This window comes from Mycolicibacterium sp. Y3, from assembly GCF_051188035.1.
GTDB classification, from domain to species: domain Bacteria; phylum Actinomycetota; class Actinomycetes; order Mycobacteriales; family Mycobacteriaceae; genus Mycobacterium; species Mycobacterium fluoranthenivorans.
In genome coordinates, this window is the sequence record NZ_JAVQLT010000001.1 from 4,087,186 (window position 1) to 4,104,210 (window position 17,025).

At 67.9% G+C, this 17,025-nt stretch carries 18 protein-coding genes; 4 read left to right on the forward strand and 14 right to left on the reverse strand.

All coding sequences use genetic code 11. The annotated features are described in order from the left end of the window. Positions 1 to 3: 3 nt before the first annotated feature. Positions 4 to 1,797, reverse strand: coding sequence for a protein translocase subunit SecD (secD, locus tag QN239_RS19840; protein ID WP_499012900.1), 1,794 nt, complete (start codon positions 1,795 to 1,797; stop codon positions 4 to 6). Positions 1,798 to 1,879: 82 nt separating this feature from the next. Then, complete coding sequence (yajC, locus tag QN239_RS19845) at positions 1,880 to 2,227, reverse strand: preprotein translocase subunit YajC (protein ID WP_267295739.1); 348 nt, start codon at positions 2,225 to 2,227, stop codon at positions 1,880 to 1,882. Between the two features lie 314 nt (positions 2,228 to 2,541). On the opposite strand from yajC, the gene gabT reads away from it, so the two are divergent. Beyond that, complete coding sequence (gabT, locus tag QN239_RS19850; RefSeq protein ID WP_499012902.1) at positions 2,542 to 3,882, forward strand: 4-aminobutyrate--2-oxoglutarate transaminase; 1,341 nt, start codon at positions 2,542 to 2,544, stop codon at positions 3,880 to 3,882. Positions 3,883 to 3,945: 63 nt separating this feature from the next. Here gabT and QN239_RS19855 read toward each other — a convergent pair whose 3' ends face one another. After that, entirely contained in the window at positions 3,946 to 4,539 is a 594-nt protein-coding gene (locus tag QN239_RS19855; RefSeq protein WP_499012903.1) for a hypothetical protein, read from the reverse strand. Between the two features lie 128 nt (positions 4,540 to 4,667). Here QN239_RS19855 and QN239_RS19860 point away from each other — a divergent pair, with 128 nt between their 5' ends. Then, complete coding sequence (locus tag QN239_RS19860) at positions 4,668 to 5,807, forward strand: GGDEF domain-containing protein (protein WP_499012905.1); 1,140 nt, start codon at positions 4,668 to 4,670, stop codon at positions 5,805 to 5,807. On the opposite strand, the gene QN239_RS19865 is transcribed toward QN239_RS19860, so the two are convergent. The 5 genes from QN239_RS19865 to QN239_RS19885 form a co-directional block, all read right to left on the reverse strand. Next, complete coding sequence (locus QN239_RS19865) at positions 5,749 to 6,132, reverse strand: DUF1304 domain-containing protein (RefSeq protein WP_499012906.1); 384 nt, start codon at positions 6,130 to 6,132, stop codon at positions 5,749 to 5,751. The two genes, QN239_RS19860 and QN239_RS19865, sit on opposite strands and share 59 nt — an antisense overlap. A 5-nt stretch (positions 6,133 to 6,137) precedes the next feature. Further along, positions 6,138 to 7,196, reverse strand: a complete 1,059-nt coding sequence (gene ruvB / locus QN239_RS19870) for a Holliday junction branch migration DNA helicase RuvB (protein ID WP_499012908.1) — start codon at positions 7,194 to 7,196, stop codon at positions 6,138 to 6,140. 2 nt (positions 7,197 to 7,198) lie between these two features. Continuing rightward, positions 7,199 to 7,786, reverse strand: coding sequence for a Holliday junction branch migration protein RuvA (gene ruvA, locus QN239_RS19875; RefSeq protein WP_499012910.1), 588 nt, complete (start codon positions 7,784 to 7,786; stop codon positions 7,199 to 7,201). Then, on the reverse strand, positions 7,783 to 8,340 hold the full coding sequence (gene ruvC, locus QN239_RS19880; protein ID WP_090364361.1) for a crossover junction endodeoxyribonuclease RuvC: 558 nt from the start codon (positions 8,338 to 8,340) through the stop codon (positions 7,783 to 7,785). Before ruvC ends, ruvA begins: the two co-directional genes overlap by 4 nt. 82 nt (positions 8,341 to 8,422) lie before the next feature. After that, positions 8,423 to 8,731 carry a hypothetical protein gene (locus QN239_RS19885; RefSeq protein WP_499012912.1) on the reverse strand — a complete coding sequence of 103 codons (309 nt, stop codon included), beginning with the start codon at positions 8,729 to 8,731 and terminating at the stop codon, positions 8,423 to 8,425. 55 nt (positions 8,732 to 8,786) lie between these two features. On the opposite strand from QN239_RS19885, the gene QN239_RS19890 reads away from it, so the two are divergent. Beyond that, entirely contained in the window at positions 8,787 to 9,434 is a 648-nt protein-coding gene (locus tag QN239_RS19890) for an NAD(P)H-binding protein (RefSeq protein WP_499012913.1), read from the forward strand. On the opposite strand, the gene QN239_RS19895 is transcribed toward QN239_RS19890, so the two are convergent. Both QN239_RS19895 and QN239_RS19900 read right to left on the reverse strand, forming a co-directional pair. Continuing rightward, on the reverse strand, positions 9,431 to 10,186 hold the full coding sequence (locus tag QN239_RS19895; RefSeq protein WP_090364358.1) for a YebC/PmpR family DNA-binding transcriptional regulator: 756 nt from the start codon (positions 10,184 to 10,186) through the stop codon (positions 9,431 to 9,433). The two genes, QN239_RS19890 and QN239_RS19895, sit on opposite strands and share 4 nt — an antisense overlap. Positions 10,187 to 10,227: 41 nt before the next feature. Continuing rightward, on the reverse strand, positions 10,228 to 10,830 hold the full coding sequence (locus QN239_RS19900) for a TetR/AcrR family transcriptional regulator (RefSeq protein ID WP_499012915.1): 603 nt from the start codon (positions 10,828 to 10,830) through the stop codon (positions 10,228 to 10,230). A 61-nt stretch (positions 10,831 to 10,891) separates the two neighbouring features. Here QN239_RS19900 and QN239_RS19905 point away from each other — a divergent pair, with 61 nt between their 5' ends. After that, a complete protein-coding gene (locus QN239_RS19905; RefSeq protein WP_499012916.1) occupies positions 10,892 to 12,607 on the forward strand; it encodes a CocE/NonD family hydrolase in 1,716 nt (571 codons plus the stop codon). On the opposite strand, the gene QN239_RS19910 is transcribed toward QN239_RS19905, so the two are convergent. The 4 genes from QN239_RS19910 to pdxS form a co-directional block, all read right to left on the reverse strand. Further along, positions 12,590 to 14,560, reverse strand: a complete 1,971-nt coding sequence (locus QN239_RS19910; protein ID WP_499012918.1) for an ArnT family glycosyltransferase — start codon at positions 14,558 to 14,560, stop codon at positions 12,590 to 12,592. The genes QN239_RS19905 and QN239_RS19910 overlap by 18 nt on opposite strands. A 69-nt stretch (positions 14,561 to 14,629) precedes the next feature. Beyond that, on the reverse strand, positions 14,630 to 15,214 hold the full coding sequence (gene pdxT / locus QN239_RS19915; RefSeq protein WP_167159064.1) for a pyridoxal 5'-phosphate synthase glutaminase subunit PdxT: 585 nt from the start codon (positions 15,212 to 15,214) through the stop codon (positions 14,630 to 14,632). After that, on the reverse strand, positions 15,211 to 16,056 hold the full coding sequence (gene tesB / locus QN239_RS19920; RefSeq protein ID WP_090364575.1) for an acyl-CoA thioesterase II: 846 nt from the start codon (positions 16,054 to 16,056) through the stop codon (positions 15,211 to 15,213). The genes pdxT and tesB overlap by 4 nt, the downstream gene beginning before the upstream one ends. Positions 16,057 to 16,065: 9 nt before the next feature. Further along, complete coding sequence (gene pdxS / locus QN239_RS19925) at positions 16,066 to 16,968, reverse strand: pyridoxal 5'-phosphate synthase lyase subunit PdxS (protein WP_167159060.1); 903 nt, start codon at positions 16,966 to 16,968, stop codon at positions 16,066 to 16,068. Positions 16,969 to 17,025: the final 57 nt, after the last annotated feature.

Genomic DNA, 17,025 nt, shown 5'->3' on the forward strand with positions numbered 1-17,025 from the left:
GTGTCATCCCCGTCCCGTGGTGTGCGCGGCACGCCGCTCGCGAGCGATCTGCTGCACCGCGCCGAGACCGTTGAATGCGGGCTTGGACAGCGTCGCCGATTTGGTCGTCAGGTACACCAGCGGCCACGTGACCAGGAAGACCACGAGCACGTCCAGGATGGTCGTCAGGCCGAGGGTGAACGCGAATCCCTTGACCTGGCCGACCGCCAGCACGTAGAGCACGGCCGCGGCCAGGAAGGTGACCGCGTTACCCGACAGGATCGTCTTGCGGGCGCGGGCCCAACCGCGCGGCACCGCCGACCGGTAGGAGCGGCCCTCCCGGATCTCGTCCTTGATGCGTTCGAAGAACACCACGAACGAGTCGGCGGTGGTACCGATACCGATGATCAAACCGGCGATGCCGGCCAGATCAAGGGTGTAGTTGATATATCTGCCCAGCAGCACCAGTAGTGCGAAAACCATGGCCCCGGAGGCGACCAAGGACAGAGCTGTCAGCAGACCGAGTACCCGGTAGTACAGCAACGCGTACACCAGAACCAGCGCCAGACCCACGGCGCCGGCGATGAGACCGGCCCGCAGTGACGTCAAACCGAGTGTGGCGGAGACGGTTTCGGCCTCCGACGACTCGAACGACAGCGGCAGTGAGCCGTACTTCAGCACGTTGGCCAGCTCCCGGGCCGAGTCCTGGGTGAACCGGCCGGTGATCTGGGTGCGCCCACCGGGGATCGCCTCCTGGATCTCCGGCGCGCTGACCACCTGGGAGTCGAGCGTGAACGCGGTCTGGGTGCCGACGTTGGCGGCGGTGAAGTCCGCCCAGATCTTGGCGCCCTCCGGCTTGAACTGCACGTCGACCACATAGTCGCCGCGCTGCTGATCCAGCCCCGAGCTGGCGCTCTCGATCTGCTCGCCGCTCATGATCGACTTGTCGAGCAGGTACACCGTGGTGTGGTCCGAGGAACAGGTCACCAGCGGCAGGTTCGGATCGTCGTTACCCGCCAGCACGTCCTCGTCATTGCAGCGGGTGGCCTGAAACTGCAGGGCCAGCAACTGGATGCTCTGGTCGGTGCTCTGTCGCAGCTGCTTCTCATCGGAGATGCGTTGGGCCAGATCGGCTTTGGATCCCGGCGGCGCGGGGGCCGGTGCGCCCGGCGCGGGCGGCGCACCCGGCGCTGGTGCGCCGGGTGCGGGCGTACCGGGTGCGGGTGGCGCCGGCGTCGGCGCGGGTTCCTGCGGATACGGGCGCGGCTGAGCCGGTGGGGAGGCCGGGGCCGGCGTACCCGCCTGGCCGGGCGCGGTGACCGGGGCTTCAGGCTCGGCCGGTGCCAACGCCGGCAAGCCACCACCGGGCGGCATACCGGGCGGCACTCCCGGCGGAGCACCCGGAGCGCCCTGGGGCGGCTGCTGTCCCTTGCCCTGGGCCGGGATCGCGTGGATCACCGGGCGGATGTAGAGCCGTGCGGTCTGCCCCAGGTTGCGAGCCTCGCTGCCGTCGTTACCCGGGACGGTGATGACGAGGTTGTTGCCGTCGATGACGACCTCTGAGCCCGACACACCGAGACCGTTCACACGCGAGCTGATGATCTCCTGCGCCTGCATCAGGGATTCCCGGGACGGCTCGGAGCCGTCCGGGGTACGCGCAGTCAGGGTGACGCGGGTGCCGCCCTGCAGGTCGATGCCCAACTTGGGCTCGGCCTGCTTGTCGCCGGTGAGAAAGACGAGTAGGTAGACGCCGACCAGGAGGATCAGAAAGAGCGCCAGATAGCGGGCAGGATGCACCGGCGCCGAAGTCGATGCCACGGTTGTTGGGTCTCCTTGGAATGCGGTCTACGCGGGGCGAGTGTTACGGGGAGGGTACGCGGTGAGCCTGAGCCGGTTGCGGTCAGTTGCCGTCGGCCTTGGGAGCCGGACGGTCCGTGAGCTCCACGGCACCTGACTCCTCGTCGACATGGTCGAACTCCTCGTCATCGGCGGAGTCCTCGATGCGGTCACGCACCGCGAGCTTCATCCACGTGGTGATCACACCGGGCGCGATCTCCAGCTCGATGTTGTCGTCGGAGATGCCGGTGATGGTGCCCTGCAGGCCCGACGTGGTGTGGATCCGGTCGCCGACACTCAGCGATTCGTGCAGGTCGATGGTGGCCTGCATGGCTTTCTTCTGCTTACGCGAAGCGAAGAACATGAAGGCGCCCATGATGAGGATGAGCGGCAGGAATACGACCAAGTCCATGAAACGGCTGTCTTTCGTGATTGTTGCGCGGGCATGGCTGTGCGAGCTCGGTCGCGGCGCCTCGTCGCACCCAGTGTGCCATCATCGCCGACGGGAACCGCGACGCCCTGCCTGCGCCACCGCGGCCGCCCGACGCGGCAAACCGACTGCCGGATGCGTTCAACACGACGGAAATCGTGGCAAGATAGACCACGCAACACTCGATCCGAAGTCACACAGCTGTTCAACTTCTGTTTTCACCCGCGTGAGCGGTTGGCGGATTAGGCTTCCGATTGCGTGTCATCCCCGCCGTGCACACCGAGCAGGAGTCAACCGTGACTGCCGTCGAGCAGACCCGCCATCTCGCCACCACCATCCCCGGGCCGAAGTCATCTGCCCTGGCCGACCGCAAGAATGCTGCGGTGTCCCGCGGAATCGGCACCACCATGCCGGTCTACGCCGCGCGCGCCGCCGGCGGCATCGTCGAGGACATCGACGGCAACAGGCTCATCGACCTCGGCTCCGGCATCGCCGTCACGACCATCGGCAACGCGTCACCGCGCGTGGTCGACGCGGTGGCGGCCCAGGCCGCGCGGTTCACCCACACCTGCTTCATGGTCACCCCGTACGAGGAGTATGTGGCCGTCTGCGAGCAGCTCAACCGGCTGACACCGGTGGCCGGGGACAAGCGCTCGGCATTGTTCAACTCCGGTTCCGAAGCGGTCGAGAACGCGATCAAGATCGCCCGGTCCTACACCCGTAAGCAGGCGGTCGTCTCGTTCGACCACGCCTATCACGGTCGCACCAACCTGACGATGGCGCTGACGGCGAAGTCGATGCCCTACAAGCACGGCTTCGGCCCGTTCGCCCCCGAGGTGTACCGCGCTCCCCTGTCCTACCCGTTCCGCGACGCGGAGTTCGGCAAGGAACTGGCCACCGACGGCGAGCTCGCCGCCAAGCGTGCCCTCAGTGTGATCGACAAGCAGGTGGGCGCGGACAACCTGGCCGCGCTGATCATCGAGCCGATCCAGGGCGAGGGTGGCTTCATCGTGCCCGCCGAGGGTTTCCTGCCCACCCTGCTGGACTGGTGCCGCAAGAACGATGTCGTCTTCATCGCCGACGAGGTGCAGACCGGGTTCGCCCGCACCGGCAAGATGTTCGCCTGCGAGCACGAGGGCATCGACCCCGACCTGATCGTCACCGCCAAGGGCATCGCCGACGGCCTGCCGCTGTCGGCGGTCACCGGCCGCGCAGAGATCATGGATGCCCCGCACGTATCCGGGCTGGGCGGCACCTACGGCGGTAATCCGGTGGCATGCGCAGCGGCCCTGGCGACCATCACGACCATCGAGGCCGACGGATTGGTGGCCCGCGCCGCCGAGATCGAGACGCTGATGAAGGAGCGGCTGGGGCGGATCCAGGCCGACGACGACCGCATCGGCGATGTCCGTGGCCGCGGCGCGATGATCGCCGTCGAACTGGTCAAGGCCGGCACGACAGAGCCCGACGCGGAGCTCACCAAGTCGCTGTGCGCCGCCGCGCACGCCCAGGGCGTCATCGTATTGTCTTGTGGGACATACGGAAATGTGCTGCGTTTCCTGCCCCCGCTGGCCATCTCGGATGACCTGCTCCACGAAGGACTCGACGTGTTGGCCGCGGCGCTCGCCGCACTCTGAGACGCCATGTACAGCGCCAAACGAGCCGGTGGCAACCGGGTCCACATGCCTCGGTAGCGCGGATCAGTGCGGCACCGGCGTGCGCCGATGCCAGAAGTGGCGACGGGGCCGCGGCTCCCGCATGTCCTGCGGTTCGTCGACATCGGTCGCGACCGGCCGCCGCGCGTAACTGGCGTCGCGAACGCTGCGTACCGACAGCCGGCCCACCGCCATCGCCGCCAGCACCGCGATCAGCGTTCCCAGCCCCGTGAAGAACGCCAATTCCAGCAGCAGCACGCCCTGGGCATTGAGCGTGGCTGTCGGGGTGCCGAGGTCACCGATCGCCAGCGTGGCGGTGAACGACCTGCCCACCACGAACCAGACCCCGGCTGCCACGCCCAGCCACCCCCCGAGCATGGCCGTCGCCCGGTTACCCGACATCAGCAGCAGCAGGCCACCCACCACCGCGACCACCCCCGGGAGCACCTCCAGCCAGCCGCGGGCCGCGGTCCAGGTCCAGGCCTGGGCCGGGGTGTACGCAAAATCCAGATAAGGACCGACGAACGGCGCCAGCGCGCCCCAGGCCCCCAGCAGCACCACCAGAAATCCGCTCGCCGCGCCGCGGCTGCGCGGAATCGCCAGCCGTCCGCGACGGGCTGCCACCACCGTTTCGGTCATGTCTCCTCCTCGGTCCAGAACCGGGATACCCACCCTTGGCGCCACTCAATCGGGCAAGTCGCAGCAAACTCCCAAACGGCTGCGTACTATCGAATCCGAATGCCCCAATCGCAAACGAAGAGCTAACGGTGGACTGGATACGCAGGTGGTGGCGGCAACCCGACCACTACGACTGGCTGTCGGACTATCTGGAGTCACAGGGCCAGCAACGGCCGATTCGCATCTTCCTCGCCGTGACGCTCGCGGTGCTCAGTGCCATCCCGGTATTGATACAGCTCGGTCGCCCTGGACCGTCGGGCGTACTCGCCGTCATCGTGACGATCACCGCGACCGGGCTGTGTCTCGCCATGGCGGCGATGTGGCTACGCCGATGGCCCACCCGCACCCAGTCCCGGGTGTTCGCGATCGGCTCGGCGCTCTGCGTCGGCGCCGCCTGTCTGGGTGAGCCCGATCCCCAAGCCGGTCTGATCGGGTGCAGCATCTTCGCGGCCATCGCCGGTCTGGTCGCCTTCACCCACACCAGTCCCTACCTGGCGCTCATCTGCGGGATCGCGCTGGCGACCGTCACCGGTTGCGCAGCCAAAATCGCCATGCTCGGTGACCCGCTGGGCGGAATGAGCAAGGCGATCATCGTGCTGGTGGGCATCGTCACCGTGCCCGGGGTAGGACAGATCATGGTGCAGATGCTGGGCACGGGCGCGGTGCAGTCCGATGTCGACGCGCTGACCGGCCTGCACAACCGGCGCGGTTTCTACCGGAGCGCCGCAGAGCAGATCACCCGTGCGCGCAATTACCGCGCCTCTCGTGTCGGTGTCGTGCTCGTCGACATCGACGACTTCAAGCGGATCAACGACACCGAGGGGCACGCGGCCGGTGACCGGGTGCTGATCGCGGTGGCTGCCACTCTTCGCCGGGTCGCGGGTAAGTCGGCCGTCACCGCCAGGGTGGGCGGCGAGGAATTCCTGATCGCCACGGCAGTCGGCGGCGGCGGTCTGCGGGCACTGGCCGAGCGGGTCCGCGCCGAGGTGGACCACCTCCCGCACCGCGTCACCATCAGCGTCGGCGCAGCGTGCACCCCGTCGGCCACCGACGGTGACATCCGATCACTGCTGGATCAGCTCGTCGAATTGGCCGACGAGGCGATGTACACCGCGAAACGGGCCGGTGGCAACCGGATCGAATATCGCGAACTGGACGCCCCGCCGCCGCCTAAACCAGCCCCGCCGCCAGCAACACCACCGCGATCAGCGGGAACACACCCTGGGTGACCGCGGCACGCGCCTTCTCGGGCGACGACAACAGCAGCACCAGCGCGGCGGCCAACATCGATCCGACGCCGGCGAAGATCAGCGCCGCACCGACGGCGGTGTGTCCCGTCAGCAGTGCGCCGATCCCGATGCCGGACACGATGGCCAGGAACAGGTTGTAGAACCCCTGGTTGAACGCGAGTTCCTTGGTGGCGGCGGCTTCTTCGGCCGTGAGACCGAAGGTCGCCCTGGTGCGGACCGAGGTCCAGGTCAGCGACTCCATCACGAAGATGTAGACGTGCAGTAACGCGGCGAGGCCCGCGACGATCACACCGGCAGTCAGCATGTCGCCTATTCAAACAGTCCGACCCCGCCCAGACCGGTGACTGGCGGTTGGAGACCGAGGTGTGTCCAGGCTTGCGGGGTCGCCACCCGGCCGCGCGGGGTGCGGGCGATCATCCCGGCTCGCACCAGGAACGGCTCGCAGACCTCCTCCACGGTGGTGGGTTCCTCCCCGACCGCGACGGCCAGCGTCGACACCCCGACCGGCCCACCGCCGAAACTGCGGGTCAGTGCGGACAGCACCGCACGGTCCAGCCGGTCCAGACCCAGCTCGTCGACGTCGTAGACCTCCAGCGCCGCCTTGGCGATATCGCGGGTGATGACGCCGTCGGCCCGGACCTCGGCGTAGTCACGCACCCGGCGCAACAGCCGGTTGGCGATCCGGGGTGTGCCGCGGGAGCGCCGGGCCACCTCGGCACCGGCCTCGGCGCCGAGTTCGATGCCGAGGATTCCGGCGGAGCGGGCCAGCACCCGTTCCAAGTCCGCGGGCTCGTAGAAGTCCATGTGGGCGGTGAAGCCGAACCGGTCACGTAGCGGACCGGTCAGTGCGCCGGACCGGGTGGTGGCACCGACCAGGGTGAAGGGCGCGACGTCGAGCGGAATCGAGGTGGCGCCAGGACCTTTGCCCACGACGACATCCACCCGGAAGTCCTCCATCGCGAGATAGAGCATCTCCTCGGCGGGCCGGGCGATCCGGTGGATCTCGTCTATGAAGAGCACATCGCCTTCGACCAGATTGGACAGCATCGCCGCCAGGTCGCCCGCGCGTTCCAGGGCGGGCCCGGACGTGACCCGAAGCGCCGCACCGAGCTCGGCGGCGATGATCATCGCCAGCGAGGTCTTGCCCAGGCCAGGCGGCCCCGACAGCAGGATGTGATCCGGTGTGCCGCCGCGGTTCTTGGCGCCCTCGAGGACGAGCTGAAGCTGTTCGCGGACCCGATGCTGGCCGATGAACTCCGCCAGCGAGCGCGGCCGCAGGCTCGCGTCGACATCGCCCTCGCCGACCGTCAGCGCGGGTGAGACCTCCCGCTCGTCGGGATCCTCGGCGTCTTCACCGAACCGACCCATGTCTACTTCTTACCGAGCATGGACAATGCGGCGCGCAGCGCGCTGGAGGTGGTGGCCTCCGGGTCACCGGCGAGCACCTTGTCGGTGGCCTCCTCGGCCTGCTTGGCCGCAAAGCCAAGCCCGACAAGGGCTTCCACGACGGGGCCGCGAACACCGAACCCGCCCACCGCGGCCGGGCCCGCCCCGGCGACCGCGCCGATCTTGTCGCGCAGTTCGAGGACCAGGCGTTCGGCGCCCCGCTTTCCGATACCGGGGACCCGGGTGAGCGCGGTGACATCACCGTCGGCGAGCGCCTGGCGCAGCGCATGGGCGTCGTAGACCGCAAGGGTCGCCAGCGCGATCTTGGGACCCACTCCGGATACCCCGAGTAGCGTGGCGAACAGGTCCCGGGCCTCGCCGTCGACGAACCCGTACAGCGTCATCGAATCCTCGCGCACGATCATCGCGGTGATCAGTCTGGTCTCGTCGCCACGGCGCAGAGTCGCCAGTGTGGACGGGGTGGCCATCACCTTGTAGCCCACCCCCGCCGCCTCGATCACCGCGTGATCCAGGGCGATGTCGACCACCTCGCCACGCACCGATGCGATCATGCGCGGGCCGCCTTCAGTCGGGCCTGGTAGGTACGCCGGGCTTCGGCGGCCTTGGCCTCGGCTTCGGCCATCCGGGCGATCATCGGCGCCCGCCAGCAGTGGCAGATGGCCAGCGCGAGGGCATCTGCGGCGTCGGCGGGGGTCGGTTTCTGCTGCAGGGCAAGGATTTTGGTGACCATCGTGGTGACCTGCGCCTTATCCGCCCGGCCGTTTCCGGTGACGGCGGCTTTGACCTCGCTGGGCGTGTGGAAGTGCACGTCGATATCGCGTTTGGCCGCGGCCAGTGCGATGACCCCGCCGGCCTGGGCGGTGCCCATCGCGGTGTTGGCGTTCTGGTTGGCGAACACCCGCTCGATGGCGATGACATCGGGGCGATGGGTGTCCATCCAGTACTCGACGGTGTCGCTGATGGTGAGCAGTCGCTTGTGCAGCGGACTGTCGGCAGGCGTGCGCACCACATCGACATCGAGGGCGATGACATGCCTGCCCCGCCCGGTCTCGATGACCGACAGACCGCAGCGCGTCAGCCCGGGATCAACTCCCATTACCCGCACGCCAACCCCTTCTCCGAACAGAACACGTGTTCGATTAGCGTAGCGGCCCGGTCCGTCACCGCCGGGCAGGGACACGCACGGATCAGATCGTGTAGTGCCCGGACCGCCAGCCCTGCGCCAGTTCCCGGGCACGTTCGTCGATGCGCGCGCCGGACCGTCGCCAGCCGCGCACCAGTTCGGTCTCCACTTCGTGCCCACTGCGTTCGATGACGATGCGCCATCGCGCACCCAACCCCTTGGACAACAACCAGAACGGCCACAGCAGCACGAACGGCGCGGCCAGCAACCAGGTGAACCAGTCCAGATCCAGTACATCGGACATGTCCGGGAACGGCCACCACCGTCGATGCACCGACCACTGCGCCCCATTGGGGTCCGTGACCACTGCCATGGAGACATCTTGCTGTGCGTCGGCCGTCGTGTCAGCGAATGGCACAGTGGAGGGCATGCGCGTCGTCATCGCCGGTGGACACGGCAAGATCGCCCTCATCCTGGAACGCCTGCTGGCCGAACGCGGTGACGCGGTCACCGGCATCATCCGCAATCCGGGCCAGGCCGCCGATCTGGAGGCCGCCGGCGCCGTGCCGGTCGTGCTCGATCTGGAGCAGGCGTCGGTCGATCAGGTCGCCGAGGTGGTCCGCGGCGCCGACGCGGTGGTGTTCGCCGCCGGCGCCGGGCCGGGCAGCGGGGCCGCGCGCAAGGAGACCGTCGATCGTGATGCCGCGGCGCTGCTCGCCGATGCCGCGGAAGCGGCGGGGGTGGCGCGGTACGTGATGGTGTCGGCGATGTCCGCCGATGACCGCAGCCTCGACGCCGGCTATGACGAGGTGTTCCGCGCTTACATCCGGGCCAAGTCCGAGGCGGATGCGAACGTGCGGGCCCGCGCCGGGTTGCAGACCACGATCGTGCGGCCCGGCCGGCTCACCGACGAACCCGGCACCGGCCTGGTGCACATCGCCGAGTCGACCGGGCGGGGCGCGGTCCCCCGCGACGACGTGGCCGCCGTGCTGCTGGCGGTGCTGGACACACCGGGCACTGCCGGGCGCACGTTCGAGCTGATCGGCGGCAGCACCCCGATCAGCGAGGCGCTCTAGTCCTCGTCGAGCGCGGCCGCGACATCCTCGGGGATGTCGACGTTGGTGTAGACCTCTTGCACATCGTCGCTGTCCTCCAGCGCGTCGACGAGCTTGAGCACCTTGCGGGCGGCCTCCAGGTCGACCTGGACGCTCACCGACGGCTGGAAGCCGGACTCGGCCGAGTCGTAGTCGATCCCGGCGTCCTGCAGCGCGGTGCGCACCGCGACCAGGTCGGTGGGCTCGGAGATGATCTCGAAGCTCTCGCCCAGGTCGTTGATCTCCTCGGCGCCGGCCTCCAGGACCGCGGCCAGCACGTCATCCTCGGACAGCCCGTTCTTCTCCAGCGTCACCACGCCTTTACGGGAGAACAGGTAGGACACCGAACCCGGATCGGCCATATTGCCGCCGTTGCGGGTCATCGCCACCCGGACCTCGCCGGCCGCCCGGTTCTTGTTGTCGGTCAGGCACTCCACCAGGACCGCGACTCCGTTGGGTCCGTAGCCCTCGTAGGTGATGGTCTGCCAGTCGGCGCCGCCGGCCTCTTCGCCGGCGCCCCGCTTGCGGGCCCGCTCGATGTTGTCATTGGGGACCGAGGACTTCTTGGCCTTCTGGATGGCGTCGTAGAGGGTCGGGTTGCCACCCGGATCACCACCACCGGTCCGCGCGGCGACCTCGATGTTCTTGATCAGTTTGGCGAAGTTCTTGCCTCGACGGGCGTCGATGATCGCCTTCTTGTGCTTTGTGGTGGCCCACTTGGAATGGCCGCTCATGCAGGTACGCCCTCTTTCTGGTCTAACTCCGGCTGTCCACTCTACTTGGACAGGTCCCCTTCGATATAGCGCTGGAGGTTCGGCGCGACGGCGGCGACCAGTTCCTCCTCGGTCATGGTCGCCACCGGCTCGATCTGCCAGATGTAGCGCATCATCGCCAAGCCCATGATCTGCGAGGACACCAGGCCGCTGCGCACCTTGCGATCGCGCTCGTCGGCACCCAGCTGCGCCACCCCCATCAGCTGACCTTCGACCACGCGACGCAACTTCTCCCGGGTGCTCTGCTCGTGGGCCGCGGTCTGCAGCACCGAGCGCAGTACGGGCCCGATCTCGTCATCGGCCCACGCGCCGAGCATCAGCCGTAGCAGTGCGGCACCGAGCTCGGGCAGCGGTGTCGCCCAGGTCTTGGCGACGTTCTCCAACCAGCGCGGGGGCGGTGTCGTCGCCGCATCCAGCAGCCGATCCTTGGACCCGAAGTAGTGGTAGACCAGCGCCGGATCGACATCGGCCGCCCGCGCCACCGACCGGATCGTCGTCCCGGCGTATCCGGTGTCCGCGAACGCATCGCGGGCAGCGGCGAGGATGCGCGCCTGCAGGACGCCACGTTCGTCTCGCGGCCCCGGGGGCACCGCCTTCTTCGCCATGGCGACACCCTATCAATATTTTCACGTTGCGTTGAGACTAATTTCAACGTACCGTGAGACTATGACTAAAGCTCCATTGAACGGGCCGCAGACCACCGGCCGCACGTTCCGCAATCTCAGCGAGCCGCAGTACGGCATCCGGCACGACATCAACGTCGGCGTGCCGGTCCGCGGCGGCACCTCCTTGATGGCCGACGTACACCGGCCCGACGCCGACGGCCGCTTCCCCGCCCTGATCGCCGCGTCGCCCTACCCGCGTCAGATCCAGGACCTCGGCGCACCGATGGGCTTCATCGAGGCCGGCAACACCCCGTTCTGGGTATCGCGCGGCTACGTACACGTGATCGCCAACGTCCGCGGGACGGGCGGATCGGGTGGCGAATTCGGTTTCTTCGACGGGCAGGAACGTCGCGATATGCACGACCTCGTCGAATGGGCCGCGGCCCAACCGTGGTGTGACGGCAACGTGGGGATGATCGGCATCAGCTACTTCGCGATGACCCAACTGGAAGCCGCGGTCGAGCGACCTCCGCACCTCAAGGCCATCTTCCCGCTGGCCGTCACCTCGGACCTGTTCGAGGCGGCCTCGCACCACGGCCTGGTGAGTTCGGCCTTCATCACGCCGTTCCTGTCGATGATGGGGTTGACCGCCGCCCGCAGCGACGACTTCTGGCGCAGCCTGCCACTCCAGATCGCCCGCAAGGTGCTCAATCTGCCGCCGCTGCACCGCAAGTTCGGCACCATGAACGGCGAGGCCGCGGTGACGCTGATGCACCAACTGCTCAAGCTGCCGCACGACCCGCACCCGTGGGATGACCTCTGGCTTGATGTGTTCGTCACCCACCCCGTGCGCGACGAATGGTGGGACGACCGGGATCTCACACCGCTGCTGGGCAATATCGACATCCCCGTCTATCTGGGCTGCGACTGGGAGAACGTACCGCTGCACCTACCCTCGACGTTCATCACGTGGAAAGCGCTGGCGCACAACCCGAATGTGCAACTGGGCATGCTCGACCGGTACGGCTTGACATGGCCGTGGGAAAGCATGCACACCGAGGCGCTGGCCTGGTACGACCACTGGCTCAAAGGTCGCGACACCGGGATCCTCGACGGCGACCGCGTCCGGTACGCCCTTCCCGGTGGCGAGCCTGCGGAATGGCACACCAGCACGTCCTGGCCGCCGGCAGCGACGGCCACCGAATTCGCGCTGCGCGCCGACGGCGTTCTCGGCGCGGACGAAGGGCAGCCCGGCACAAGGGAGTACATGACCTTGGGCGCCGGGACCGGTCGGGTCAAGGCCGGCGAGCTCGACCCGCCGGCGTTGCTCACCTGGACATCGCCGGAGCTGCCGGCCGACCTGGATGTCGTCGGGGAGATCGAGCTGCGGCTCACCGCGTCGGCCACCGCCGCCGACACGGCGTGGCTGGCCACCCTGCAGGATGTGGCACCCGACGGCGAGGTGACCGATGTGACGGCCGGCTGGTTACGGGCCGGCCTGCGCGAGGTGGACCCGGCCGCGAGTGCGCCCGGAGCCCCGGTGCTACCCTGCCGCCGACCCATCGCGGTCCCGATCGGCGAGCCCGTCGAATATCGAATTCCGTTGGTACCCAACGCCCGGCGCTTCGGCAAGGGGCACCGTATCCAGCTGGTGCTGGCCGGCGACGATCAGGATCCGGACGTGCCCGCGATCATGAACTTCCGGCACGCGAGTGTGGGCACCAGCAGTCTGAACACCGTCGCCTCGTCGTCACGACTGCTACTGCCCGTGGTCTGAGCGCTCGCCGGCCTTCGGTGCGGTGAGGTCATAGACCGTGTCGGTGCCCACCTTGACCGGCGTGAAATGCGCCTGGACCCAGTCGGAGATATCGGTGTGCACGTTGCGACCGAAGGCGCCGTGACCGTTGGCGGCCGGCAGGATGTAATAGGTGATCTGGCGGCCCGCCACATCGTCCTTGAACTGACTCAGGGTGGGCACCGGGTCGCTGCCGATGAATCCGCCGATCGCCATGACCGCTGTGCCGCTGGACAATTCGAGCGAAGACGCGGCCGAAGATCGGTTGATCGCCGCCGACCACGTCGTCGTGGTGCCCTTGAGCATGGCATCCAGTTGCGGGCTGTCGATGTCCTGGCCCCAGCCGCCGTGCCGGTCACCGGCCTGAGCCGGACCCACCAACGGTCCCCCGCCGGTGTGCGGTTGGCCGATGGTGGCCACCGAGTAGGCCGCCGAACCCGCGAGCCCGCCCAGCACGGCCACCGTCACCGCGACCGTCGCGACCCGTCCGCGCCGCGACGACGCCAGCGCCCACAGCAGGGCGGCCGTGGCGAGAACGCTCACCCCGAGGATGACCCAGCGCAGGGGTGGCAGCCAGCTCGCGTTGCGGCCCAGGATCCACCAACTCCAGCCACCGGTGCTCAGCAGCAGCACGGCCAGGCCGATGCGACCGAACCAGCCGGCGCGGCGCCGCCACATCTCCTGCAGCCCGATGGCGAACATCGCAGCCACCGCTGGTGCCAGGGACATGCAGTAGTACGGGTGCACATTGGTTTTCATGAAGCTCAGTACCAGGCCGTCGATCAGCAGCCAGCCGCCGAACAGGATGGTGCCGGCCCGCACCACGTCGGTGCGCGGTGCACGCCCACGGGACACGAGCACCAGCACCGTCGCCAGCAGCGCACCCACCAGCAGCCAGCCGATCTCATAACCGAACTCGCCGGTGAACAGCCGCGGCAGCCCCTGCTTTTGGTCACCCCAGCCGCCCATACCGCGATGCGGTTGTGCCACGGCCTGACCGGCCGAGGCGCCGATCTGTGCCTCGTTCTGGAATCCGTAGTTGTTGTGCCCGAGCAACCGGCCGAACCCGTTGTAGCCCAGCACCAGGTTCATGAAGTTGTCATCGGTGGAACCGGCGAGATACGGCCGCGACGACGCCGGCCACGCCAGCGTCAGCAGCACGTACCAGCCCGCCGAGACCAGGAACGCGGTCAGCGCCCCGAGCAGGTGCACCAACCGCGACCGCATTGCCACCGGAGCCGCGATCAGGTAGACCAGCCCCACCGCGGGCATCGACATGAGCCCTTCGAGCATCTTGGCCAGGAACGCGAAGCCCAGCGCGACACCGGCCAAGGCCATCCACCGCAAGCCATTCCGCTCCAAGGCCCGCACCGTGCAATACGCCGCCGCGGTCATCAACAACACCATCACCGCATCGGGATTGTTGAACCGGAACATCAACGCCGCCACCGGCGTCAACGCCAACCCCGCACCGGCCAGCAGCCCGGCCCACCGCCCACCGATCCGGCGCACCGCCCCATAGAGCAGCCACACCGAGCCGACCGCCATCAGCGCCTCGGGCACCAGCATGCTCGCACTGCTGAACCCGAACAGCTGACCCGACAGACCCATCACCCACTGCGACACCGGCGGCTTGTCCACCGTGATGAAGTTGTGCGGATCCAACGACCCGAACAACAACGCCTCCCAGTTCACCGACCCAGCCTGCGCGGCCGCAGCATAGAACTGATTGCCCATCCCGTTGACGGTGATATTCCACATATAGAGCACGGCGGTGCCGATCAGCAGCAGCGGCAGCGCCCAGCGTTGCAGATCGCCCGGCTGCGGCAGCTGCGGTCCGGTGTGGGTCGGCGGTACGAAGAACGTCGCCGTCTTGTGGGTCGTCGCCGTCTCATGGGTCGTCGCTGTCACATAGCCATTGAGGACGCGTGACATGTGAACAAGCTGTGCGTGCCACCGGGCTCCGCTGTGACAGCAAACTCCATGCCGGCGTTGGGCGAACGTTCACCCAAGCGAGTCGACGAAGAGCTTGTGCACCCGGCGGTCACCGGTCACCTCGGGGTGGAACGCCGTCGCCAGCATTCGGCCCTGCCGTACCGCCACGGGATGCCCGCCGGCGCGTGCCAGCACCTCGACACCGGGGCCCACTCGCTCCACCCACGGCGCGCGGATGAACACCGCGTGCACGCCGGTGTCCAGACCCTCGAATGCGATGTCCTCCTCGAAGGAGTCCACTTGACGTCCGAAAGCATTGCGCCGCACCGACATATCGATGCCTCGTAGCGGCTCGGCCCGCCGCCCTTCGACGCCGGCATCCAGGATCTCGGTGGCCAGCAGGATCATTCCGGCGCACGACCCGTACGCGGGCATCCCGTCGGCAAGCCGCGAGCGCAACGGCTCCAGCAGGTCGAATTCGCGCAGCAGATGGCTGATCGCGGTGGACTCACCACCCGGGATCACCAGCGCGTCCACGGATTCCAGCTCCGCCAGCCGACGCACCGTCAGCGCTTCGGCACCCGCTTCGCGCAGCGCGCCCAGATGCTCACGGGTGTCGCCCTGCAGGGCGAGCACCCCGACCCGGACACTCACTTGGCGGGCGGGGTGAAGTCCCGCTGGTAGCGGGTCAGCCCCTCTTGCATGACGGCGGCGACCATCTCCCCGTACTGGTTGAACAGCTTGCCCTGGGTCAGCGCCCGGCCACCGCACGCCGACGGCGAGGACTGGTCGTAGAGCAACCATTCGTCGGCGCGGAACGGCCGCATGAACCACATCGCGTGATCCAGTGACGCGATGTTCAGGTGCTTACGCTCGTCCGGGTGGTTCACCTGCGCCGAACCGAGCAGCGTCAGATCGCTCAGATAGGCCAACGCGCAGATGTGCAGCACCGAGTCGTCGGGCAACGGATCGCGGTGGCGGAACCACACCTGCTGCTGGGAGGCCTTGCCCGGCACCTTCACCACCTGCGAGCGCGGCACGATGCGCACATCCCACTCGGCGAACTGGGCGAACCCCGCGTCGTCGAAGGCTCCCCCGGACCGGAATCCGGGCAGGTCCTCGGGACCGGGTGCGGCGGGCATCTCATCCTGATGCTCGATACCGCTCTGGTCGGCCTGGAACGACGCGGACATGCTGAAGATGGTCTGACCGTGCTGGATGGCGCTCACCCGCCGGGTGCAGAACGATCCGCCGTCGCGCAACCGCTCCACCAGGTACACCGACGGCGCGCGGGCGTCACCGGGCCGCAGGAAGTACCCGTGCAGCGAGTGCACCTGGAATTTCGGATCCACGGTGCGGACGGCGGACACCAGCGACTGGCCGGCGACATGCCCCCCGAACGTGCGCTGCAGGAAGCCCGACTCCGGACTGAACACCCCACCGCGATAGATGTTGACCTCGAGCTGTTCCAGGTCGAGGATCTCTTCAATCGCCACAGGTTGTGTTTACCAGCCGCGTTCGGCGAGCCGGTGCGGCACCGGGATGTCATCGACGTTGATGCCGACCATCGCCTCGCCGAGCCCGCGCGACACCTTGGCCAGCACATCGGGATCGTCGTAGAAGGTGGTGGCCTTCACGATGGCCGCGGCGCGGGCGGCGGGGTCGCCGGACTTGAAGATGCCCGAGCCCACGAACACACCCTCGGCACCGAGCTGCATCATCATCGCGGCATCGGCCGGGGTGGCGATACCGCCGGCGGTGAACATCGTCACCGGCAGCTTGCCGGCCCGGGCCACCTCGACTACCAGGTCATACGGCGCCTGCAGTTCCTTTGCCGCGACGAACAACTCGTCCTCGCTCAGCGAGGTCAACCGGCGGATCTCGGCACCGATGGTGCGCATGTGCGTGGTGGCATTCGACACGTCACCGGTGCCGGCTTCGCCCTTGGAGCGGATCATCGCCGCGCCTTCGGTGATCCGGCGCAGGGCCTCGCCCAGATTGGTGGCGCCACACACGAAGGGCACGGTGAAGCGCCACTTGTCGATGTGGTTGGCGTAGTCGGCCGGGGTGAGCACCTCGGACTCGTCGATGTAGTCCACTCCGAGGGCCTGCAGGATCTGGGCCTCCACGAAATGCCCGATCCGTGCCTTGGCCATCACCGGGATGGTGACCGCATCGATGATGCCCTCGATCATGTCGGGGTCGCTCATCCGCGACACTCCGCCCTGGGCGCGGATATCGGCCGGGACGCGCTCCAGCGCCATCACCGCGACCGCACCGGCAGCCTCGGCGATCCGGGCCTGCTCAGGGGTGACCACGTCCATGATGACGCCACCCTTGAGCATCTCGGCCATACCGCGCTTCACCCGGGCTGTGCCGGTCTGGTTGCCATTCGCTGCGGTATTCATCGCTATCTCCTCCAGTTCACTACTGATTCAGTCTAAAGGTGGTGCCAAATCAATTGG